At 60.5% G+C, this 21399-nt stretch carries 18 protein-coding genes; 10 read left to right on the forward strand and 8 right to left on the reverse strand.

The window, feature by feature from the left end; genetic code table 11:
* The first annotated feature begins 10 nt into the window (after positions 1–10).
* On the forward strand, positions 11–616 hold the full coding sequence (locus tag GEV02_RS09255; RefSeq protein ID WP_152837741.1) for a TetR/AcrR family transcriptional regulator: 606 nt from the start codon (positions 11–13) through the stop codon (positions 614–616).
* Positions 617–626: 10 nt separating this feature from the next.
* Here GEV02_RS09255 and glmS read toward each other — a convergent pair whose 3' ends face one another.
* Positions 627–2456 carry a glutamine--fructose-6-phosphate transaminase (isomerizing) gene (gene glmS / locus GEV02_RS09260; protein ID WP_152837742.1) on the reverse strand — a complete coding sequence of 610 codons (1830 nt, stop codon included), beginning with the start codon at positions 2454–2456 and terminating at the stop codon, positions 627–629.
* Positions 2457–2595: 139 nt separating this feature from the next.
* On the opposite strand from glmS, the gene GEV02_RS09265 reads away from it, so the two are divergent.
* Positions 2596–3048 (forward strand): Lrp/AsnC family transcriptional regulator, encoded by a 453-nt coding sequence (locus GEV02_RS09265; protein WP_152837743.1) that lies wholly within the window; start codon positions 2596–2598, stop codon positions 3046–3048.
* Positions 3049–3428: 380 nt separating this feature from the next.
* On the opposite strand, the gene glmU is transcribed toward GEV02_RS09265, so the two are convergent.
* Positions 3429–4793: a bifunctional UDP-N-acetylglucosamine diphosphorylase/glucosamine-1-phosphate N-acetyltransferase GlmU gene (gene glmU / locus GEV02_RS09270; RefSeq protein WP_152837744.1), complete on the reverse strand. Its 1365-nt coding sequence runs from the start codon at positions 4791–4793 to the stop codon at positions 3429–3431.
* Between the two features lie 42 nt (positions 4794–4835).
* Between glmU and GEV02_RS09275 the strand changes: the two genes are divergently transcribed.
* The 5 genes from GEV02_RS09275 to GEV02_RS09295 all read left to right on the forward strand — a co-directional run bounded on the left by GEV02_RS09275 (position 4836) and on the right by GEV02_RS09295 (position 8004).
* Positions 4836–5717 carry a DUF6279 family lipoprotein gene (locus GEV02_RS09275; protein ID WP_152837745.1) on the forward strand — a complete coding sequence of 294 codons (882 nt, stop codon included), beginning with the start codon at positions 4836–4838 and terminating at the stop codon, positions 5715–5717.
* Between the two features lie 53 nt (positions 5718–5770).
* Entirely contained in the window at positions 5771–6427 is a 657-nt protein-coding gene (gene rsmD / locus GEV02_RS09280; protein ID WP_008443382.1) for a 16S rRNA (guanine(966)-N(2))-methyltransferase RsmD, read from the forward strand.
* A gap of 108 nt (positions 6428–6535) precedes the next feature.
* Entirely contained in the window at positions 6536–7027 is a 492-nt protein-coding gene (coaD, locus tag GEV02_RS09285; protein WP_008443383.1) for a pantetheine-phosphate adenylyltransferase, read from the forward strand.
* A gap of 15 nt (positions 7028–7042) precedes the next feature.
* The gene (locus GEV02_RS09290; RefSeq protein ID WP_070268086.1) at positions 7043–7297 is read left to right on the forward strand and encodes a YfhL family 4Fe-4S dicluster ferredoxin; all 255 of its coding nucleotides are present in this window, start codon (positions 7043–7045) and stop codon (positions 7295–7297) included.
* 113 nt (positions 7298–7410) lie between these two features.
* Complete coding sequence (locus GEV02_RS09295; RefSeq protein ID WP_152837746.1) at positions 7411–8004, forward strand: chalcone isomerase family protein; 594 nt, start codon at positions 7411–7413, stop codon at positions 8002–8004.
* Between the two features lie 52 nt (positions 8005–8056).
* Here GEV02_RS09295 and GEV02_RS09300 read toward each other — a convergent pair whose 3' ends face one another.
* Positions 8057–8332 (reverse strand): hypothetical protein, encoded by a 276-nt coding sequence (locus tag GEV02_RS09300; RefSeq protein WP_235914554.1) that lies wholly within the window; start codon positions 8330–8332, stop codon positions 8057–8059.
* Between the two features lie 171 nt (positions 8333–8503).
* Between GEV02_RS09300 and GEV02_RS09305 the strand changes: the two genes are divergently transcribed.
* Complete coding sequence (locus GEV02_RS09305) at positions 8504–9472, forward strand: LysR family transcriptional regulator (RefSeq protein ID WP_152837747.1); 969 nt, start codon at positions 8504–8506, stop codon at positions 9470–9472.
* Here GEV02_RS09305 and GEV02_RS09310 read toward each other — a convergent pair whose 3' ends face one another.
* On the reverse strand, positions 9473–11038 hold the full coding sequence (locus tag GEV02_RS09310) for a methyl-accepting chemotaxis protein (RefSeq protein ID WP_152837748.1): 1566 nt from the start codon (positions 11036–11038) through the stop codon (positions 9473–9475).
* Positions 11039–11095: 57 nt separating this feature from the next.
* Entirely contained in the window at positions 11096–11551 is a 456-nt protein-coding gene (locus GEV02_RS09315) for an Lrp/AsnC ligand binding domain-containing protein (protein ID WP_008443393.1), read from the reverse strand.
* 212 nt (positions 11552–11763) lie between these two features.
* Here GEV02_RS09315 and putA point away from each other — a divergent pair, with 212 nt between their 5' ends.
* Positions 11764–15420, forward strand: a complete 3657-nt coding sequence (gene putA / locus GEV02_RS09320; protein WP_152837749.1) for a trifunctional transcriptional regulator/proline dehydrogenase/L-glutamate gamma-semialdehyde dehydrogenase — start codon at positions 11764–11766, stop codon at positions 15418–15420.
* 49 nt (positions 15421–15469) lie between these two features.
* Here the strand turns inward: putA and GEV02_RS09325 are convergent, their stop codons facing one another.
* From GEV02_RS09325 to GEV02_RS09335, 3 genes are all read right to left on the reverse strand, one after another.
* Positions 15470–16129, reverse strand: a complete 660-nt coding sequence (locus GEV02_RS09325; protein ID WP_152837750.1) for a formylglycine-generating enzyme family protein — start codon at positions 16127–16129, stop codon at positions 15470–15472.
* Positions 16120–16809, reverse strand: a complete 690-nt coding sequence (locus GEV02_RS09330) for a 5'-methylthioadenosine/adenosylhomocysteine nucleosidase (protein WP_152837751.1) — start codon at positions 16807–16809, stop codon at positions 16120–16122. The genes GEV02_RS09325 and GEV02_RS09330 overlap by 10 nt, the downstream gene beginning before the upstream one ends.
* A gap of 363 nt (positions 16810–17172) precedes the next feature.
* Entirely contained in the window at positions 17173–19965 is a 2793-nt protein-coding gene (locus GEV02_RS09335) for a bifunctional diguanylate cyclase/phosphodiesterase (RefSeq protein ID WP_235922721.1), read from the reverse strand.
* 389 nt (positions 19966–20354) lie between these two features.
* Here GEV02_RS09335 and GEV02_RS09340 point away from each other — a divergent pair, with 389 nt between their 5' ends.
* Positions 20355–21392, forward strand: a complete 1038-nt coding sequence (locus GEV02_RS09340) for an NAD(P)H-dependent flavin oxidoreductase (RefSeq protein ID WP_152837752.1) — start codon at positions 20355–20357, stop codon at positions 21390–21392.
* The last annotated feature ends 7 nt before the right edge of the window (positions 21393–21399 follow it).

The raw sequence follows: 21399 nt of genomic DNA on the forward strand, positions 1-21399 counted from the left end.
AAATTTACCAATGAGTATCCTTCCCAGATTAAGCTTTAAAAATCAAGCATTTAAGCTGCGCGAAAATGCGATCCTCGATGCCGCGACCGCCGTGCTGAGCCAAAAAGGCTATGACTTGATGACCATGGATGACGTCGCCGGTGCGGTGGGCATCTCCAAACCCAGCCTGTACAAGCACTTCAAGTCGAAGGAGGAGCTGGTGGGCGAGGCGCTGATACGCTTGCTGGATGGAGCGCTGGATTACGTCGCGGCGCTGGACCCTGCGCTGAGCGCGTTGCAGAAATTGTCGGCGCTATTGGAATGGGCGCTGCGGGTGCGTCTCGATGGCGGCTTGCCGTTCCTGCCGTCCACCAGCCCCCATGTGCGCGATATGTTGATACGGAATGTGAAGTACATGCTGCGCATCGTCAAACTGAACCGGCAGCTGGAAGCCCTGGTGAAACAGGCGCAGCAGCAGGGGCAGCTCAACCGCGAGCTGCCCACCGACGTCATCCTGTTCAGCTACTATGCGCGGACCTGCGACCCGGCGGTCGAGTATCTGCAGAAATACAGCAAGATGGCGACCGACGATATCGTGCGCCATATGCTGAAGGTGTCGTTCGAGGGCTTCCACTGAAGCCCACGGCTTACTCGACAGTAACGGACTTCGCCAGATTACGCGGCTTGTCCACATCGGTGCCGCGTGCCAGCGCCGAGTGATAGGCCAGCAGCTGCAGCGATACCACGTGCAGTATCGGCGACAGCAGGCCGTAGTGTTCCGGCAGACGGATCACGTGCACGCCTTCGCCCGAGGTGATGCGCGAGTCGACGTCGGCAAACACGTACAGCTGGCCGCCGCGCGCGCGCACTTCCTGCATGTTCGACTTCAGCTTCTCGATCAGCGCATCGTTAGGCGCGATCGTCACGACCGGCATTTCTTCCGTCACCAGCGCCAGCGGGCCGTGCTTCAGTTCGCCTGCCGGGTAGGCTTCGGCGTGGATGTAGGAAATCTCTTTCAGCTTCAGCGCGCCTTCCAGCGCGATCGGGTAGTGCATGCCGCGGCCGAGGAACAGCGCATTTTCCTTGCGGGCGAAGTCTTCCGACCAGGCGATGATCTGCGGTTCCAGCGCCAGCACGGCCGAGATCGCAACCGGCAGGTGGCGCATGGCTTTCAGGTGCTGCTCTTCTTCCTCGTCGGTCAGGCGGCCGTTGACTTGCGCCAGCGACAAGGTCAGCAGGAACAGCGCGGCCAGCTGGGTGGTGAAGGCCTTGGTCGACGCCACGCCCACTTCGACGCCGGCGCGGGTGATGTAGGCCAGCTTGCATTCGCGCACCATGGCGCTGGTGGCGACGTTGCAGATGGTCAGCGTGTGTTCCATGCCCAGGCTGCGTGCGTGCTTCAGCGCGGCCAGGGTGTCGGCGGTTTCGCCGCTTTGCGAGATCGTCACCACCAGCGTGTTCGGGTGCGGCACGCTGTCGCGGTAGCGGTATTCGCTGGCGATCTCGACGTTGACCGGGATCTTGGCCACCGATTCGATCCAGTACTTGGCGGTCAGGCCGGAGTAGTAGCTGGTGCCGCAAGCGAGGATCAGCACGCGGTCGATCTGCTTGAAGACGTTGTAGGCGCCGTCGCCGAACAGTTCCGGCATGATGCCGGTGACGCCTTCGAGCGTGTCGCCGATGACGCGTGGCTGTTCGAAGATTTCCTTCTGCATGTAGTGGCGGTATGGGCCCAGCTCGGCTGCACCGGTGTGCGCCTGCACGGTTTTGACTTCGCGGGTGACCGGCTTGCCGTCGACGTCGACGATCCAGGTGCGCGCCAGTTGCAGGTCGACCACGTCGCCTTCTTCCAGGTAGATGATCTGGTCGGTGGTGCCGGCCAGCGCCATCGCGTCCGAGGCGACGAAGTTTTCACCCTGGCCCAGGCCGACGATCAGCGGCGAACCCTGGCGCGCGGCGACCACGCGGTGCGGCTCTTCGCGGGCGAACACGGCGATCGCATACGCGCCGTGCAGGCGCTTGACGGCCTGCTGGACGGTTTCGAACAAGTCGCCGGTGTACATGTGGTCGACCAGGTGGGCGATCACTTCGGTGTCGGTCTGGCTCTGGAATACGTAGCCGAGCGCGGTCAGTTCGGCGCGCAGCTCGTCGTGGTTTTCAATGATGCCGTTGTGGACCAGGGCGATGCGCGCCTGCTCGGTCGATGGCGAGAAGTGCGGGTGGGCATTGTGCGACGCAGGGGCGCCGTGGGTGGCCCAGCGGGTGTGGGCGATGCCGGTGAAGCCTTGCATGCCGACTTCGGCGATCTGCTTTTCCAGGTCGGCCACCCGCGAGGTGCTGCGCGAGCGCTGCAACTGGCCATCCACGTGCAGGGCGACGCCGCAGGAATCGTAGCCGCGGTATTCCAGGCGCTTCAGGCCTTCGATCAGGATAGGGGTGATGTTACGTTGCGCTACCGCGCCGACAATGCCGCACATGGAAAACCTCGCTAAAAATAAGTGTAGCCATGCTAGAGCAGGACTTCTGAAATAAGCTTTCTAAATCCTGTATATTTTGGAATATTCTTTCACTGCACTGTTATCGTGAAATATTATTTCATTTTCTAGGAATATTTTTATGGATGAGATAGATCGTCGCATTTTGAATGCGCTGCAAGTTGATTCTTCACAAACAAATAGCGAGTTGGCGCTGGCGGTCCACGTGTCGGCGCCCACTTGCCTGCGCCGGGTCAAGCACCTGACCGAAAGCGGCGTGATCCAGCGCCAGGTCGCCATCGTGGCGCCGGAGAAGGTCGGCCCCAGCCTGACGGCGATTGTGGAAATCTCGCTGGATATCCAGGCCGCCGAGCGCATGGCCGAGTTCGAAGCCCATGTGGCGGGCGACGACGCCGTGCTGCAGTGCTACCGCGTGGCGCCGGGGCCGGACTTCGTGCTGATCGTCCAGGTGGTGGACATGCCGGCCTATCACGCGCTGGCGCACCGTTTGTTCGCCACGCAGACCAATGTGCGCAACGTCAAAGCGTATTTTTCCACTTTCCGCAGCAAATTCGAGACGCGGATCGCGGTTTAACAGCTTATCCCCGGCTTGTTCAGGTGCTTTTACACAGGCTTATCCACACCGGATTGTGAGCGGGAAATGTTTTCCCGCCTTTTCCAAGGCTTTTCCAAGGGCTATGCACGGGCTTATACCCAGGCTTATCCACAGTAAAAAGTTATCCTGAATTACTCACAAGATTTCCCACAGGCTTATCCACAACATGAGCGGAAGTGTGGCTGCAGGCCGTGGCGCGGGGTCGCTTTGTTCATGCAAGCAAGGTTGTCCAACACTTTTCCCCGGCTTATACCTGGCTTTTGCAGGGCTTGTACGCAGGCTTCTCCACATCGTTATCCACAATACGAGGCGTAAAAAAAGCCGGGACGTATCCCGGCTTTGCTTGAGGCGCTGAGCGCTTACTTCGGCTTTTTCACCGGGCGGCTCCAGCCGTCGATGGTGATCTGGCGCGCGCGCGAAATCGTCAGCTTGCCGGCCGGCGCATCCTTGGTCAGCGTGGTGCCGGCGCCCAGGGTCGCGCCTTTGCCGACGGTGACGGGCGCCACCAGCTGGCTGTCGCTGCCGATGAAGGCGTCGTCTTCGATCACGGTGCGGAACTTGTTCACGCCATCGTAATTGCAGGTGATGGTGCCGGCGCCGATGTTGACGCGCGAACCGATGGTCGCATCGCCGATGTAGGCCAGGTGGTTGGCCTTGCTGTGCGCGGCGACCTGGCCGTTTTTGATTTCGACGAAGTTACCCACGTGCACATCCTCGGCCAGCACGGTGCCAGGACGCAGGCGCGCATACGGGCCGATGATGGACACTTCGCCCACCACCGCCTCTTCGATATGGCAGAACGGCTTGATCTGCGCGCCGGCCAGGATGCGGGAGTTGATGATGACGCTGTGCGGGCCGACGCGCACGCCGTCCGCCAGCTCAACCTTGCCTTCGAACACGCAGCCGACGTCGATGGTGACATCACGGCCGCAGATCAACTCGCCACGCACGTCGATGCGGGCTGGGTCCATCAGCGTCACGCCCTGTTCCAGCAGTTTCAGGGCGATATTGCCCTGGTGGATGCGCTCCAGTTCGGCCAGCTGCACCTTGCTGTTCACGCCCGCCACTTCCCACTGCGCCGACGGCTGGGCCGACACGACAGGCACGCCGTCCGCTACCGCCATGGCGACGATGTCGGTCAGGTAATACTCGCCCTGGGCATTGTTGTTCTTCAGCGCGCCCAGCCATTGCTTGAGGCGCGCGGTCGGCACCACCAGAATGCCGCTGTTGATCTCTTTAATCGCACGTTCGGCTTCGTTCGCATCTTTTTGCTCGACGATGCGGACAATTTCGCCATTTTCACGGACGATGCGGCCGAGCCCGGTCGGGTCGTCCTGCACCACGGTCAGGATGCCCAGCTTGTCCTTGCCGGCCACGTCCACCAGCGCTTGCAGCGAGGCGGAAGTGGTCAGCGGCACGTCGCCGTACAGGATCAGGGTGGCGGCGCTGTCGTCCAGCTCCGGCAGCGCCTGCATGACGGCGTGGCCCGTGCCCAGTTGCGGTTCCTGCAGGGCGGTGGCGACCTTTTCCGGCTGCTTGGACAGCATGTCCAGCACGGCTGCGCCCCCATGACCGTAAATCACGCATAATCGGCTGGCGGACAGGCTGCGCGCCGTGTCCAGCACATGCGACAACAACGGCTTGCCAGCCAGCGGATGCAACACTTTTGGCAAGGCCGACTGCATGCGCTTGCCCATGCCTGCTGCGAGGATAACTACGTTCATAGGTGCCAAATCAAAGAAAGTTAATCAATGCGAAAGTTTAACATGCCAGATATCCACAGCCCCGCACTGCGCCGGGTTTTCCTGATCGTCCTGATGGCGGTGCTGGCCGGTTGCAGCTCGCTGCGCCTGGCCTACAACCACGGCGACACGCTGCTGTACTGGTGGCTGGACGCCTACGTCGACCTCAACAGCGATCAAAAAGTCTGGGTCAAGAAGGATATCGACGAGCTGTTCCACTGGCATCGCAAGACCCAGTTGCGTGACTACACGCAACTTCTGCAGACCGGACAGCGCCAGCTGGCCGGCAACCCGACCGTGGCCGACCTCACCAACGATTACGACGAAATCAAACGCCGCACCCAGCTGTTGCTGTTCAAGGCCTTGCCCGAGCTGGCCGACCTGGCGCGTTCGCTGCAACCCGAGCAGATCGTCGCGCTGGAAAAAAAGTTCGCCGCCAATAACGTCGAGTTCCGCAAGAAGAATATGAAGGGCGACAAGGAAGCCCAGCAAAAGTTCCGCTATAAAAAATCGATGGAGCAGTTCGAGCTGTGGTTCGGCCCCTTCAGCGCCGAGCAGGAAGCGCAGATCCGCCGCGCCTCTGACGCCCGCCCGCTGGACAACGACATCTGGCTCGACGAGCGCATGCGCCGCCAGAAGAACATCCTGACGCTGGTGCAAAAGGTGCAGCGCGAAAAACTCAGCAAGGAAGCGACGATGGCGCTGATCCACACGCTGATCAAGGACAGCTTCGAGCGCCTGGAACATTCCGAGCGCAAACCGTTCTTCGATGCCTACGATGAATCCACCATGCAGTTCATCTTGACCGTCATCAAGATCGCGACGCCGGCCCAGAAAGCCCACGCACACAAGCGCATGCAGGGCTGGATCGACGACTTCAACAGCCTGTCGGCGGAACCTCGCTAGGGCCGGTATGGTATAGTGGCCCCTGTTGAATCAATGACTTAGAACACAGCCACATGCCAAAGAAGCCCGCCAACAAGCCCGCGAAACCTGCCAAAGTCCCGGTCCACGGTCCCCAGCACAGCAACCAGGTGCGCATCATCGGCGGCGCCTGGAAGCGCACGCCGCTGCCGGTGCTGAGCGCCTCCGGCCTGCGTCCGACGCCGGATCGCGTGCGCGAAACCGTGTTCAACTGGATCAATCACCAGCGCGACGGCTACTGGGCCGATGCGCAGGTGCTGGACTTGTTCGCCGGCAGCGGCGCGCTGGGCTTCGAAGCGGCCAGCCGCGGCGCACAATCGGTGACGATGATCGACACCGTGGTGCCGGTGGTGCGCCAGCTGGAAGACATCAAGGCCAAGCTGAAAGCCGACAACGTGCAGATCATCCGCGCCGACGCGCTGGCCGTGGCCCAGTCCGCCATTGCGCGCGGCCAGAAGTACGACCTGATCTTCCTCGATCCGCCCTACCAGCAGGAATTCCTCGAACGCTGCCTGCCGCTGTGCACGCGCATCTTGAAAGAGGGCGGCCTGATCTACGCCGAATCCGGACTGGCGCTGGAGTTCGAAGAAGGCGCGGCGCCGGAGTGGATGGCGCCATGGGAAGTGCTGCGGGCTGACAAGGCCGGGATGGTGTTCTATCATTTGTTAAAGCACAAGCAAACGGCTGCCTGAACACCCGCCATTTGCCGCTAAAAGGGCCGCAAGCCGCCCCAAATTAAGGCAAACAGGGTTTTTCAGGCATAATGCGCGTTCTATATTGGTGCACTGCAAGGAGCCGCGATGGTAGTAGCCGTTTATCCAGGAACTTTTGATCCGTTGACCCGTGGTCACGAAGATCTGGTGCGTCGCGCATCCGGTCTGTTCGACACGCTGGTGGTCGGTGTCGCCGACAGCAAGAACAAGAAACCGTTCTTCTCGCTGGAAGAGCGCCTGACCATCGCCAACGAAGTCCTGGGCCACTATCCCAACGTCAAGGTCGAGAGTTTCTCCGGCCTGTTGAAAGATTTCGTGCGCGAGCATGATGCCCGCGTCATCGTGCGCGGCCTGCGCGCCGTGTCCGACTTCGAGTACGAGTTCCAGATGGCGGGCATGAACCGCTACCTGCTGCCGGATGTCGAAACCCTGTTCCTGACGCCGTCCGACCAATACCAGTTTATCTCCGGCACCATCGTGCGCGAGATCGCGGTGCTGGGCGGCGACGTATCGAAGTTTGTTTTCCCATCGGTCGACCGCTGGCTGCAAAAGAAAATTGCCGCCACCAAGGCCGAGTAATCAGCGAGTATTGCCATGGCCTTGATGATCACCGACGACTGTATAAATTGCGACGTTTGCGAGCCTGAGTGCCCGAACGACGCGATCTACATGGGCGCGGAAATTTACGAAATCGACCCGGACAAGTGCACCGAATGCGTCGGCCATTTCAATGAGCCGCAATGCCAGCAGGTGTGCCCGGTCAGCTGCATCCCCTTCAATCCCGCCTGGCGCGAGAGTGAAGAACAGTTGCGCGACAAATTCGAACGTTTGCAAGCTGCCAAGGCCTGACGAGCCAAAAAAGCATGACCGTGCGGCCAATTTGCGCCGCACCGTGTTGCTGTCCTGCTCCGGGTGGTATATTCCACCAACGCCTACCTCACGGGCGCCCTCGGAGACTACACATGAATCGCAGAAATACCATCAAGAGCCTGATGGCAGCCGCCTTCCTGGCCAGCAGCTTCAGCCTGCCCGCATTTGCCGCCGTGGAAGTGGCCGGCGTTAAATTCGACGACAGCATCAGCGTTGCCGGCAAAGAATTGAAGCTGAACGGCGCCGGTCTGCGCACCAAGGTCATCTTCAAGGTCTACGCCGCCGGCCTGTACCTGACCGAAAAGAAAACCACCGTGCCGGACGTGCTGGCGACCCAGGGCCCGCGCCGCGTGGCGATCACGATGCTGCGCGAAGTGAGTTCGGAAGATTTCGGCAAGGCCTTCATGGACGGCCTGAACAACAACACCGACAAGAACGAGCGCAGCAAGATCCTGCCGCAGACGATGAAGTTCGGCGAAGTATTCGCGCAAATCCAGGCGCTGAAAAAGGGCGACCAGATGCTGCTGGACTGGACCCCGGGCGAGGGCACGCAGTGCTATCTGAATGGTAAGAAGATCGGGGAATTGATGCCGGACGTGGCGTTCTACAACGCCGTGCTGCGCATCTGGCTGGGCGACCATCCGGTCGACAGCTCGCTGAAACCTGCCCTGCTGGGCGAGAAGTAATGTTGCGGCGCGGTACCGGCGGGGGCGTCCCCACGGTACCGCCGCTTAAAATTTAGGCACGGGCTGCCATCGCGCGCAGCTCGGCGGCCTGACTAGGCTCCACCGAGTTCAGCATGCGCTTGAGCATCATGGCGTCGCGCATCTGGCGGCGCTGCAGCTGCTCTTCCTTGCTGCGCTTAGGCTTGACGACCAGCATGGCTGCACGGCCCAGGCCGCGCAACAGCGGTTTGAACAGCACGATCAGCGCGCAAACAGCGCCGCTGGCCAGCGCCAGCTCACCGGCGGCGACCAGGGAAAAATTTTGTACGAATGAGATGATGGTAGACATGTTGTAACACTGCATTTAGAATCAAGTGTAACTATAGTGCAGCGCAACATAAGTATCCAATTTACTTCCCCGATAACAATTATTCGTTTGGTGAATGGGATGTCTTATCATTGACGAGAAATCCATATTTCTCGATACTGCAACGACCCCAACCCCACATCCCGAGCCGACATGAGCTTTTTGACGCTGGACTTGAATTTGTTACGCGTCTTCGACGCCGTGATGACAGAGCAGAACCTGACACGCGCCGCCGGCCATTTGGCCATGACCCAGCCCGCCGTCTCCAACGCCATCAAGCGTTTGCGCGAAAGCCTGGGCGACGAATTGCTGATACGCACAGCCTACGGCGTCAAGCCAACCCCGCGCGCCGAGGCGCTGTGGCCGTCGGTGCGCAGCGCGCTGGCCAGCCTGGAAGCGGCGGTGGCGCCGGAGACTTTCGACGTTTCCGCAGCCCACGCCACCTTCCGCATGGCCATGGCCGACGCCACCGCCGCCTTCTGGCTGCCGTCGCTGATGCGTTCGATCGAGCGGGAAGCGCCGGGCGTCAACGTGCGCATGGTGCCGCTGACCACACGCGAGCCGCGTCCCATGCTGCTGCGCGGCGATATCGATCTGGCGGTGGGCTTCTTCCCCGGCGTGGCGGCGCAGCTGTCGTACGAGACCGGCTCGCCGATCCGTCACGAGCGGCTGTATTCGGGACATTATGTGTGCGTGATGCGGCGCGACCATCCGCTGTCCAAGGTCGACCTGACCCTGGACAACTACTGCAAGGCCAATCACCTGCTGGTGAGTTTTTCCGGCCGCGCGCACGGCCTGGTGGACGAGGCGCTTGCGCAGATCCAGCGCGAACGCCGCATCCTGCTGACGGTCAACCAGTTCTTCACCGCCGGCCGCGTGGTGGCCAATTCGGATCTGATCACCGTGCTGCCGCGCCACCTGATCGCCTCGACCGGCATGACCGATGCGCTGATTTCCAAGGAATTGCCGTTCACCTTGCCTGCGGTCCACCTGGACATGCTGTGGCACGAGCGCGATGCCCGCAGCCCGGCCCACAAGTGGCTGCGCATGCATCTGGAAGGCATGAACACCGTGGCCCAGCGCACCGCGCCGGGTTCGGCGCCGAAGAACGACACGTACTGATTACCGGTGGCTGGAGCGGTAGCCGATGCGGAAACCGCCCCAGTGCCTGCCGTTCACATAGATCGGCGCCGACAGGTCGTGCATCACCTCGCCGGTATCGCGCTTGTAGGTTTGCAGCAGGAAGGGCTTGGTGTTCGAGCCGCAGCGCTTGCCGGTGCGGTCGCTGAAGATGCGCTTGGTGCGGTTGTTGACGATGTCGACATCGTAATTGCCCGTCAGCGGCTGCGAAAACTTCTTGTTGTGGGTGGGGAAATATCCATTGTTATCCACAGCGCCGGCGTAGGCCAGCTGCGGCATCGCCGCCAGCACGCCTTCCTGCAACTGCGGCAGCGCTCGGTCGGTGAAATCGTCGAAGCGGGTCTTGTGCTTGGGCGGATCGGTGTTCGGGATCGGCGTGTAGCTGCGGTCGAACAGCGCTTCGCGGGTGATCTTGCCGGCAGCGATGGCCGCTTCGAAGCGCCGTCCCACTTCCGCCGCCGCCTGCTGCGCGGCGATGCGGATGGCGTCGTGCGAGGTGGCGATCGACGATTCGCCCAGCGCGCCGGTGATGACCTCGGCCCGCTCGGCCAGCGCCATCGCCGAACTGGCGGCGCGCGGCAATTCCTTCTCTGTGGATAACAAGCTGTCGCGGATGCTGGCGATGGCCGTGGCGATGTCCTCGGTGGTGGCGACATGCTCGCGCGAGGCGCGTGCGATCTCGCCGATCTCCTCTTCCGACTCGCCGGAAGACCGTTCGATATTGCCCAGCAGGCCATGCACGGTTTCCACATTGCCGGCCGCCTCGCTGACCTTGGCCGCCAGCGAATTCATGCCGGACGCCGCCTGTTCGGCCTGCTGATTAATCTCGCGCACCATGGTGCTGATCTCGTCGGTGGCTTCCTTGGTGCGCAAGGCCAGCTGACGCACCTCGCTGGCGACCACGGCAAAGCCGCGCCCCTGTTCGCCGGCGCGCGCCGCCTCGATGGCGGCGTTCAGCGCCAGCAGATTGGTGCGGGCCGAGATTTCGCTGATGGCCTCGGTAAATCCATAGATTTTGCGGGAGTTGGTTTGCAGGCTGGCCATGACGGCCGCTGCGGTCTGCGCATCCTGGCGCGCGGTGTTGATGCGCTGCAGGCCGTTGTCGGCCTCGGCGCGGCCGGCCACCGTTTCTCCGCGCACCTGGGCGGCGATCTTGGCGGCGCGCTCGGCGTTGGCGGCGATCGCGGCGGTGGCCTGGGCATTGTCGGCGGAACTGCGGACGATGCCGCCGGCGGTGCCGACGTCGAGCTCGATTTTCTTTTTGACTGAATCGACGAAATACGAAGTTTCCGCCGCGCCGATCATGATGGCGTCGATTTCGTCGCCGACCACATGGGCGAAACGCTTGACGCCATCCTCATCGCCGTTCTGGCGGGCGGCCCACCAGGCCACCGCGGCGCCTGTCAGCGCCGCCGGGGCCGCCGTATAAACCAGCATGGCGCCGTCGCCGGCCGCCAGTTTGAACAAATAAGCTACGCAGGTACCGCCTGCCGTCGCGCCCAAAAACCATAATCCACGTTGCACCAGCTTGTGCTGCAAAAGCTTCATTTGTCCCCCGTTTTACCAGGCGCCTCGGGCGTCTCGACTAATTTTATTTCCCTGCTGCTATTTTATGGGTAACTTGGTGGTATTCTTCACCTCTTCCATAACGGCGTAGGTGTGAGTTTCACGCACGCCCTTCTGGAGCAGGGTTTTTCCCAGGAATTCGCGGTAGGCCGCCATGTCCTTGACGCGGGCTTTGACCAGATAGTCGAAGCCGCCGGCAACCATGTGGCACTCCAGCACTTCCGGGATCACCTGGACGCTGTGCTTGAAGGCGTCGAAGACTTCGGGTGTCGTGCGATCGAGCACGACCTCGATAAAGACGAGCAGGGACACATCCAGCAGCTGCGGGTTCAGTTGCGCGGTGTAGCCCATGATGTAGCCGGACTCGTGCAACTTGCGCACGCGTTCCAGGCAAGCGGCTGGTGACAGGTTCACCCGCGCCGCCAGTTCCACATTGCTGATGCGGCCATCGCTCTGCAATTCCATCAAGATTTTTTTGCTGATCTTGTCTAACATTTCCGGGAACTCCCAAATAAATATTATTTGGTTAAATTGTCGCACTAAAAACAATCTATTGCTAGCCCCCTGCAATACCAGAATTAATCCAGAAGAAATCCCACTACAATCGAATCATCAGCAGTTGACTCAGATTCACGCTCGCCAGCACCCGCCGGCCGGGCGTTTTTTTGCAATCAGCGGCGCCAAAATTTCCCTTCTGAGAGTATTCAATGCAAGCAGCAGCAGCCACCGGTTTTACCCCTTTCGCCGCACTGCAGGACGAGATCCTGCGCGACCCGATTCCCCTGCGCTCAGCAGTGACAGCGGCCTACCGCCGCGATGAAATCAGCGCCGTTCAGTGGCTGCTGGAACAGATCAAGAACAACGACGCCGGCACCTTGCAACAGGCCCAGCAACTGGCCCACAAACTGGTCAGCTCGGTGCGCGAACAGCGCACCCGCGCGTCCGGCGTCGACGCCCTGATGCACGAGTTTTCGCTGTCCTCGGAAGAGGGTGTGGCACTGATGTGCCTGGCCGAAGCACTGTTGCGTATTCCCGACAACGCCACGGCAGACCGCCTGATCGCCGACAAAATCAGCAAAGGCGACTGGCGCAAGCACCTGGGCGAATCGCCTTCGCTGTTCGTCAATGCCGCCACCTGGGGCTTGCTGATTACCGGCAAGCTGGTCTCGACCAGCAGCGAAACCGGCCTGGGCTCGGCGCTGACCAAGCTCATTTCCAAAGGCGGCGAGCCGCTGATCCGCAAAGGCGTGGACCTGGCGATGCGCATGCTGGGCAACCAGTTCGTCACCGGCCAGACCATCGACGAAGCGATCAAGAACGGCCAGTCCAACGAGGCGCGCGGCTACCGCTATTCCTACGACATGCTGGGCGAAGCGGCGCTGACCGAGGCCGACGCCAAGAATTACTACGCTTCCTACGAAACCGCGATCCACGCGATCGGCAAGGCCTCGAACGGCCGCGGCATCAAGAACGGCCCCGGCATTTCGGTGAAACTGTCGGCGCTGCACCCGCGCTACAGCCGCGCCCAGCGCGCCCGCGTGATGCAGGAACTACTGCCGCGCGTGCGCGAACTGATGCTGCTGGCCAAGCGCTACAACATCGGCCTGAACATCGATGCGGAAGAGGCCGATCGTCTGGAACTGTCGCTGGACCTGGTCGAAGCGCTGGCGCACGATCCTGAACTGGCCGGCTTCGAAGGCATCGGCATCGTGGTGCAGGCTTACCAGAAGCGTTGCCCGTTCGTCATCGACTACCTGGTCGACCTGGCCAAGCGCAGCGGCCGCAAGTTCATGGTGCGTCTGGTCAAGGGCGCGTATTGGGATGCCGAGATCAAGCGCGCCCAGGTGGACGGCATGAGCGGCTATCCGGTCTACACCCGCAAGGTCTACACCGACGTGTCCTACCTGGTGTGCGCGCAAAAGCTGCTGGCCGCGACCGACGTGATCTATCCGCAGTTCGCCACCCACAATGCGCAAACCCTGTCGACAATCTACACCTGGGCCAAGCGCGACGGTGTGACCGACTACGAATTCCAATGCCTGCACGGCATGGGCGAATCGCTGTACGACCAGGTGGTCGGCAAAGACAACCTGGACAAGCCTTGCCGCATCTACGCGCCGGTCGGCACCCATGAAACGCTGCTGGCCTACCTGGTGCGCCGCCTGCTGGAAAACGGCGCCAACTCCTCCTTCGTCAACCAGATCGTCGACGAGGCGATCCCGGTCGACTCGCTGGTCAAGGATCCGGTCGCCCAGGCGCGCGAACAGGGCGGCCTGCCGCACACCGGCATCGCCCTGCCGCTGGACATGTTCGGCGCCGACCGCAAGAACTCGGCCGGTTTCGACCTGGCCAATGAAAACGTGCTGCGCGACATTTCGGCAGCACTGGCGACGCCGCGCAGCTGGCACGCCGCGCCACTGCTGGCAGGCGGCCTGAGCGCCGGCCAGCCGACGCAGGACGTCACCAATCCGGCGCAACGCAGCGATATCGTCGGCCAACTGGTCGAAGCGAGCGCCGCCGACGTTGAAACCGCGCTGACCAGCGCCAGCACCTTCGCCATGGACTGGCAGACCACCGAGCCATCGCAACGCGCCGCAGCGCTGAACCGCGCCGCCGACCTGTTCGAAGCCAACGCCATGGAACTGATGACGCTGGCCATCCGCGAAGCGGGCAAATCGCTGCCGAACGCCATCGCCGAGCTGCGCGAGGCGGTCGACTTCCTGCGCTACTACGCCGGCGAAGTGCACGGCGCGACCAATCCCCTGGCGCTGGGTCCGGTAACCTGCATCAGCCCATGGAACTTCCCGCTGGCGATCTTCACCGGCCAGGTGGCCGCCTCGCTGGCGGCCGGCAACGTGGTGCTGGCCAAGCCGGCCGAGCAGACGCCGCTGATCGCCCACCGCGCCGTCGAGCTGCTGCACGAAGCCGGCATCCCGCGCGCCGCGCTGCAATTCCTGCCGGGCCGTGGTGAAGTGGTCGGCGCCGCGCTGACCGCCGACGCGCGTGTCAAAGGCGTGATCTTCACCGGTTCGACCGAAGTGGCGCAGCTGATCAACCGCACGCTGGCCAAGCGCGCCGTCGCTGAAAACGCCGACATCCCGCTGATCGCCGAGACCGGCGGCCAGAACGCGATGATCGTCGATTCGTCGGCGCTGCCGGAGCAGGTGGTGCAGGATGCGATTTCGTCGGCCTTCGACAGCGCCGGCCAGCGCTGCTCGGCGCTGCGCGTGCTGTTCCTGCAGGAAGATATCGCCGACAAGACCATCAAGATGCTCAAGGGCGCGATGCAGGAGCTGAAAGTGGGCTGCCCGGACCGCCTGGTGACGGACATCGGCCCGGTGATCGACGCCGAAGCCCAGCAAAACCTGCTGGCCCACATCAACAAGCTGAAGGCGACCGCGCTGAACTACTTCTCGCTGGACCTGCCGTCGAGCGTGACCACGGCCGGCACCTTCGTGCCGCCGACCGTGCTGGAGATCCGCTCGCTGTCCGAGCTGACGCAGGAAGTGTTCGGCCCGGTCCTGCACGTGATCCGCTACAAGCGCGCCGACCTGCCGAAACTGGTCGAGCAAATCAACGAAAGCGGCTACGGCCTGACGCTGGGCGTGCATTCGCGCATCGATGAAACCATCGACTACATCACCTCGCGCGCGCATGTGGGCAATATCTACGTCAACCGCAACATCGTCGGCGCTGTGGTCGGCGTGCAGCCGTTCGGTGGCGAGGGCAAATCCGGCACCGGCCCGAAAGCGGGCGGTCCGCTGTACCTGAAGCGCCTGCAGCGCGGCGCCGTCGCCAACGCCACCCACGAACGCCAGGCGACGCCGGGCCTGGATGCGCTGGCGGTCTGGTCGAAAATGCACGGCCATGAGCGTGTCGCCACTCTGGCGGAACAATACAGCCGCACCACGATGCTGGGCAACCTGACCGTGCTGCCAGGCCCGACCGGCGAACGCAACACGCTGGCGCTGGTCGCGCGCGGCTCCGTGGTGTGCGCTGCCGCGACCCAGGCCGGCCTGCTGAACCAGCTGGCGGCGACGCTGGCGACCGGCAATATCGCGCTGGTGACGGCGGAATCGTCGAAATTGCTGCCGGCGGACCTGCCAGCGGTGGTCAAGGACCGCATCCAGGCGATTGGCAGCCTCGACAGCTTCAATGGCGACTTCCAGATCGCGCTGGTGGAGGCGATGCTGGTCGGCGGCCTGCGCACCTCGCTGGCGGCCCGTAGCGGGGCGCTGGTGGGCTTGATCGACACCAATGAGGATGGCGCCATCCCCCTGTGGCGTTTGCTTGCTGAGCGCGCTCTGTGCGTGAATACGACGGCAGCCGGCGGCAACGCCAGCCTGATGACGCTCGACGCGTAACGATTACCTGTTGTTGTTTTGGGGGCCGGGGTCAAACCTGGCCCTTTTTTTATGCGCGCTGCCTGACGATGCGGAATCCCAGATCGTCGATGGCGTAGGTCGGATGGCTGCGGCGGCGGTTGGTGGCCAGGCAGCCACGCTCCACATCCGACCAGCCGCCCCCCCGGAACACCCGATACGAGCCATAGACCTCGGGATCGTACTGATCCTCGCACCATTCCCAGACATTGCCCAACATGTCGTGCAGCCCCCATGGATTCGGCTGCTTGAGGCCAACCGCACAGGTACGGCCGCGGGAGTTTTCCCGATACCAGGCGATATCGTCGAGTTCGCCATAGCGGGGACCATTGCCGCCAGCGCGGCAGGCGTACTCCCATTCCGCCTCGGTGGGCAGGCGATAGCCGTCGCCATCGCTCAAGCGGGAGGCGCCCATGCCGTCGTCATCCAAAACGTAGCAGGCACGCAAGCCTTCGGTCTCCGACAACATATTGCAAAACCGCACAGCATCGATCCAGGACACGTTTTCCACCGGGCACTCCGGGGCAACGTGCGACGAAGGCTGCAAGCCACAGACCGCCGCATACTGCGCCTGCGTGACCGGATAACGGCCGATCGCAAAGGACGGCAGTTCGACCACCCATGCGCGGCTGGTCCTGTCATCCCTCAAAGCGATGGTTCCTGCCGGGATAACTACCGTTTCTATCGCCATTTGCAAAAGTTCTCGATCACCTCATACGCGTAGCGGGAAGCCACGGTTTTGATGAAATGCATGAAATCAACGGCGGCCTCGTCGTTGGCGTTGTCGGAAATCGTGCGGATGACGGCAAACGGAATGCCCAGCTCAAAACACACTTGCGCCACGGCAGCGCCTTCCATCTCCACAGCCAATAAATCGGGCAAAGCAGTCTTCAGTGCCTGAATTTGCGTCAATTTGCCGATGAACTGGTCGCCGCTGGCGATCAAACCGCGATGTACGCGCGTAGTTTGCGCGGCAGCGCCAGCCAATCGCTCGGTCAAGGCGCGGTCGGTCGCGAAGCGCGACAGGCCGGTCAGCGGGATTTCAAACTGCGGAAACAGCGGGCTGGCATTGAAATCATGCTGAATCAGTTCTTCAGCGACGACGATATCGCCGACTTTGACGTTTTTATCCCCGCTACCGGCAACGCCGGTGAAGACGATGTGGGTAACTCCGAACTTTTCCACAAGGATTGCAGCTGTCATGGCTGCTGCAACCTTGCCTATACGCGACAGAACGCACACAGCGTCGATTTCCCAGAGTTTCCCGGCCGTGTACTCCCGCATACCGTGGACGAGCTTGTAGGGGCTCTCAAGGGCTTCTATGAGCCCATGCTGTTCTTCAGCCAAAGCGCTGATGATGCCTAAACGCATACGTTTCCTTGGTTTTCAGTGGTTTTTTAAAGATGGAGCTTGTGGATTTCGAGCTGCTTTTCCACAGGAGTTTACAAAAAACGATCGATTTTAAAGCGTTTTTTGTGGTCAGAAGTGCTTACAGAAGGCGAACAAGCCTTCAATTTTCGGCTTTTTCCTTCGGATTTCGCGTTTTCACGGTTTAGTAGTTTACAAAGGATTTATATAAAAATAGTAGTAATAGTAAACGAGCCAAAGCCTGTGGATAAGTCATGTATACGTTTACAAATCATTTGTTTACGTGAAAGATAAGCACTTGCATAAGCGCTGTACCAGTTCAGGAGCAATTCTGTATAAAATGCGGGTCTTTGGACAACTTCGTCCTTACTCACAAGTCGTCCTGTGGATATCCAGCGAGTTATTCACAGGTGACTGCTCGTTTTTGATCTGTTTTTCCAGTTCTTCGCCCGAAATGGGCCTGGAAAACAGGTATCCCTGCCCTAAATCGCATCCGGCGGCCGTCAAGGCGGCCAATTGTTGGGGTGTTTCGATGCCTTCGGCGATGACTTTGATGTTCAGCTTGTGCGCCATGGCGATAATTGCCTCGCAAAGCACCACCCCATCGGTTCCTTCCGACAGATTTGAGACGAAAGTCGGGTCGATTTTGATGTAATCGATATCGAAACGCTTTAAAAACGCCACCGAGCAGTAGCCGGTGCCGAAATCGTCGAGCGAAATCTGCATATGGGCGTGCTGGAACGCCAACATCCGCTCGGAAACCGAGTTTGCAGTGTCCAGCAACAGGTTTTCCGTCACTTCGATGATGATGCTGTTGGCATTCAGGTGCAGTTCCTGCAGAAAATCCAGCCATTGCTGGTAGTTGCTGCCGTCGTCGCGGAACTGCCAGGCCGATTTGTTGACGCTGACCTGGAAATCCGGCAATCCCAGCGCCTGCAATTTCTGCACTTCCCGTGCCGCCTGCTTGAAAACCCAGTCGCCGATGCCGACGATCATGCCGCTGCTCTCCGCGATGCTGATAAATTCAGCAGGATTGAGCAATCCCCGCACTGGATGTTGCCAGCGCACCAGCGCTTCCGCCTTGCAGATCTTGCCGCTGGCCAGGTCGATAATCGGCTGGAACAAGATCCGCAATTCATCGTGGTTGACCGCTTCGCGCAATTCGTTGACCAGGGTCATGCGTACGCGCGTGGCTTCCTGCATGAACGGAGCGAAATAATTGAAGCGGTTACGCCCTTGCTGCTTGGCCGCGTACATCGCCTGGTCGGCGTTTTTGATTAAAGTTTCAGCATCGGCGCCATCTTCGGGGTAGAGCGTGATGCCGATGCTGCTCGAAATATGGGCAACATGCTTGTCGCCGGCACTGCCCAGGTTGAATGGCGTGCTCATCTGCTTGAGGATTTCCTGCGCCGTGCGGACCACATCGCTCGCATTGCGCAGCTCGCTCAAGATGATGGTGAACTCGTCGCCGCCCAGCCTGGCCACCGTATCCGTGCCGCGAACCGAGCTGGATAAGCGAATTGCCACTTCTTTGAGCAGCAAATCGCCTTTATCGTGGCCCAGGGTGTCGTTGATTTCCTTAAAGTGGTCCAGATCCATGAAGACCAGCGCCATCGGCAGGTTCGAGCGGTCGGTTTTCTTCATTTCCTGACGCAGATGCTCGTGGAACATGCGCCGGTTCGGCAAGCCGGTCAGCGCATCGAAGTTGGCTTGGCGCCAGATCAATTCTTCCGAGGCTTTTTTCTTGGTGATATCGCTCAGCAACGCGACGTAGCGGAAGGGATTTCCCAACTCGTCGTAGACGGTGTTGAAGCGCATCGCCACCAGGTATTCCTCGCCATCCTTGTGCTGGTGCCAGAGTTCGCCTTCCCATTGCCCGGTCTGGGCGATCGATTCGAACATGCGGGTGAAGAAATTGATGTCCTGGCGGCTGGTCGTCAGTTCATAGCCGCGGTGGCCGATCAGTTCTTTTTCGGTGTAGCCGCTCAGCAGGGAAAACGCCGGGTTCACGGTCAGGATACGGCCGTCCGCGTCCGTCACCATCATGCCTTCGCCGCTGTTCTGGAATAACAGGGCGGCCAACTTCATGGATTCTTCGTTTTTCTTGCGCTCTTCCTCGTTGGCCAGCAGTTTTTGTTCCATTTCCCGGCTGTCGGCATACAGGGCGCGGTAGCGCAGTTCACGTTCTTCCTGCCTGGTGTAGGTGCGCAGCGAAAAATGACCGGCGCCTGCCATCAAAATGAGCAGCATGATCAGGCCAGCGCCAGCGATCAGATAGTTTTGCTGGAGCAGTCGGGCCGATTCCGCGTCGTTGCTGCCGACGGCGATGATCAGCGGCAGGTTGTCGAATACCCGGTAGCTGAACACGCGCGCGATATTGTCGATGCTGCTGACAACTTTGTACGTACCGGAACTGGCGATGCGGACATTGTCGAACAGGGCGGTAGGCCCCAGGTCTTTGGCAAACGATTCTTCGAAATTCGGCACGCGGGCGATCACCTTGCCACCGCCGTGTACCAGTGCGATCGAGATGTCGGAGTTGAAGCGGGAATTTTCAAACACCGTGACGTAACGGCTGACATTCAAAGGCGCGACGATCACACCAAGAAATTCTCCCTTGGCACTTTCTACCCGGCGACTGAGGAAAAACAGTTTTTGACTGCTGCGACGGCCTATCGATGGTTCGCCGATGAACAATTTGCCGCGCATGGCGACATCCAGATGGGCTTTGAAGTAATCGCGGTCGCCGTAGCGGGTGCCGGTGATGTTGTTGCCGGTCGAAGTGGCGACGGCATTGCCTTTGGCATCGAGAAAGCTGATCCAGTATTCGCTGTTGAAACTGGAACCGCGCGAGGACAGCAATTCCGACATCGTTTCAGGCGAATGCCGTTGTTGAGCAGTCAGAACTTTGATGGCGTTGGCAAATCCAATCAGTGACAGGTCGACCGATTGGATGGAATACAGCACATGGGCTTCCATCGCTTTGACGAAATGCTCGGTCTGGTTTTTGACTGAGAGTTCGCGTTCAACGTAGGCAGTGCGGAATTGGGAGACAACTACGGCAATGGCAAGTGCGGCCATCAGCAAAAGGCCGGTGATCAGGCGTCGCCGAAAACGCAGATATGCAGGCGACCGCAGATTTTTGCGCTGTGAGGCCAAAGTGTCTCCGGCTTGTGCAGTTTGTTTGCCAATCCAGTATAGGGGAAAGCAGATGTTGGCGAAATCTTATTTCCGTTTCAGTGGGGTATCAGGTCATTCTGGCGCGTGCGCCTGTGGTTTTTGAGTTTATGGTTTACTCTAAAGATGTAGATATAAAAATAGTAGTAGTTGTTAACGCAGACACTTTTCTGTGGATAAGTGTTCATTTTGGATTAGAATCAGGCGTTTACGGGCTGCATAAGCAGGCGAGAAAGCCGTGTATGAGCAAAGAACTGTTTTGGGATAAGAAAATCGGTCCCCAAAAATTTTTTGTTTACTCACATTTGGTGCCTGTGGATATCCATAGACTTATCCACATGTCGTAAACGCCACTTTTTGTGAGAAATCAGATGAAATTGGCATCCATTTTTCCTCATCCCATCATCCAGGGACCGACTGCCGGCGGCAATAACACCCCGGCGCAAGTGGCGGCGGTTTCCAATGCAGGCGGCCTGGGCTCGCTGGCTTGTTCCCTGCTTTCGCCCGACACCATCCGCACGCAAACCGCGCAAATCCGCGCCCTCACCGACAAGCCGTTTTGCCTGAATTTCTTCGTCCTGGAGACGCCGACGCCGGATCCGGCCGAGGTGGCCCGCGCTGTTGAGTGGCTCAAGCCGGCCTGGTCGTCGCTGGGCTGGACGGAATTGCCCACGCCCGCCAAATGGTGCGAAGACTTCTCCGCCCAGTTCGAAGCGCTGATCGAATTGCGGCCTGCCGTCGCCAGTTTTACCTTCGGCATCCTCAGCGTGGAGCAGATCAAGCGCCTGCATGAGGCAGGCATTGCCGTCATCGGCACGATTACCCACGCCGACGAAGCGCTGGCCTGGCAAAGCAGGGGCGCCGATGCGGTGATCGCTTCCGGCACCGAGTCCGGCGGCCATCGCGGCACCTTCATCGGCGCGCAGGAAGACGCGAAGTTGACCACTTTCGAGCTGCTGCCAACCATCGTCGCGGCGGTGAACATTCCGGTGATCGCCGCCGGCGGCATCATGGATGGCGCCGATATCAAGCGCGCGCTGGACGGCGGCGCCCAGGCAGTGCAGATGGGCACGGCTTTCCTGGTGTGCGATGAATCGTCTATCAATCCGGTTTACAAGCAGCGCCTGCTGACGGCCGGCGATCATCCGACCCGGCTGACGCGTACTTTTTCCGGCCGTTATGCACGCGGTCTGGAGAACCGTTTCATGCGCGAGATGGCGGCGGTGGAAAAACAAATCCCGGCCTATCCGGTACAAAATGCATTGACCGGCGCCATTCGTGCCGAAGCAGGCAAGCGCGGCGAAACGGAATTGATGTCGCTGTGGTGCGGCACCGGCGTGGCACGCGCCCGGCCGATGCCGGCGGCGAAACTGGTTGAGACTTTGCTGGCGGAGATAGCAGCCGCCTGACCGAAAC

The organism is Rugamonas aquatica (genome assembly GCF_009380215.1).
Lineage (GTDB): Bacteria > Pseudomonadota > Gammaproteobacteria > Burkholderiales > Burkholderiaceae_D > Rugamonas > Rugamonas aquatica_B.

Excerpts from the sequence above, each read along its gene's own strand:
- GEV02_RS09255 (WP_152837741.1), top strand. The coding sequence starts at position 11 with ATGAGTATCCTTCCCAGATTAAGCTTTAAAAATCAAGCATTTAAGCTG.
- glmS (WP_152837742.1), bottom strand. The coding sequence starts at position 2,456 with ATGTGCGGCATTGTCGGCGCGGTAGCGCAACGTAACATCACCCCTATC.
- GEV02_RS09265 (WP_152837743.1), top strand. The coding sequence starts at position 2,596 with ATGGATGAGATAGATCGTCGCATTTTGAATGCGCTGCAAGTTGATTCT.
- glmU (WP_152837744.1), bottom strand. The coding sequence starts at position 4,793 with ATGAACGTAGTTATCCTCGCAGCAGGCATGGGCAAGCGCATGCAGTCG.
- GEV02_RS09275 (WP_152837745.1), top strand. The coding sequence starts at position 4,836 with ATGCCAGATATCCACAGCCCCGCACTGCGCCGGGTTTTCCTGATCGTC.
- rsmD (WP_008443382.1), top strand. The coding sequence starts at position 5,771 with ATGCCAAAGAAGCCCGCCAACAAGCCCGCGAAACCTGCCAAAGTCCCG.
- coaD (WP_008443383.1), top strand. The coding sequence starts at position 6,536 with ATGGTAGTAGCCGTTTATCCAGGAACTTTTGATCCGTTGACCCGTGGT.
- GEV02_RS09290 (WP_070268086.1), top strand. The coding sequence starts at position 7,043 with ATGGCCTTGATGATCACCGACGACTGTATAAATTGCGACGTTTGCGAG.
- GEV02_RS09295 (WP_152837746.1), top strand. The coding sequence starts at position 7,411 with ATGAATCGCAGAAATACCATCAAGAGCCTGATGGCAGCCGCCTTCCTG.
- GEV02_RS09300 (WP_235914554.1), bottom strand. The coding sequence starts at position 8,332 with ATGTCTACCATCATCTCATTCGTACAAAATTTTTCCCTGGTCGCCGCC.
- GEV02_RS09305 (WP_152837747.1), top strand. The coding sequence starts at position 8,504 with ATGAGCTTTTTGACGCTGGACTTGAATTTGTTACGCGTCTTCGACGCC.
- GEV02_RS09310 (WP_152837748.1), bottom strand. The coding sequence starts at position 11,038 with ATGAAGCTTTTGCAGCACAAGCTGGTGCAACGTGGATTATGGTTTTTG.
- GEV02_RS09315 (WP_008443393.1), bottom strand. The coding sequence starts at position 11,551 with ATGTTAGACAAGATCAGCAAAAAAATCTTGATGGAATTGCAGAGCGAT.
- putA (WP_152837749.1), top strand. The coding sequence starts at position 11,764 with ATGCAAGCAGCAGCAGCCACCGGTTTTACCCCTTTCGCCGCACTGCAG.
- GEV02_RS09325 (WP_152837750.1), bottom strand. The coding sequence starts at position 16,129 with ATGGCGATAGAAACGGTAGTTATCCCGGCAGGAACCATCGCTTTGAGG.
- GEV02_RS09330 (WP_152837751.1), bottom strand. The coding sequence starts at position 16,809 with ATGCGTTTAGGCATCATCAGCGCTTTGGCTGAAGAACAGCATGGGCTC.
- GEV02_RS09340 (WP_152837752.1), top strand. The coding sequence starts at position 20,355 with ATGAAATTGGCATCCATTTTTCCTCATCCCATCATCCAGGGACCGACT.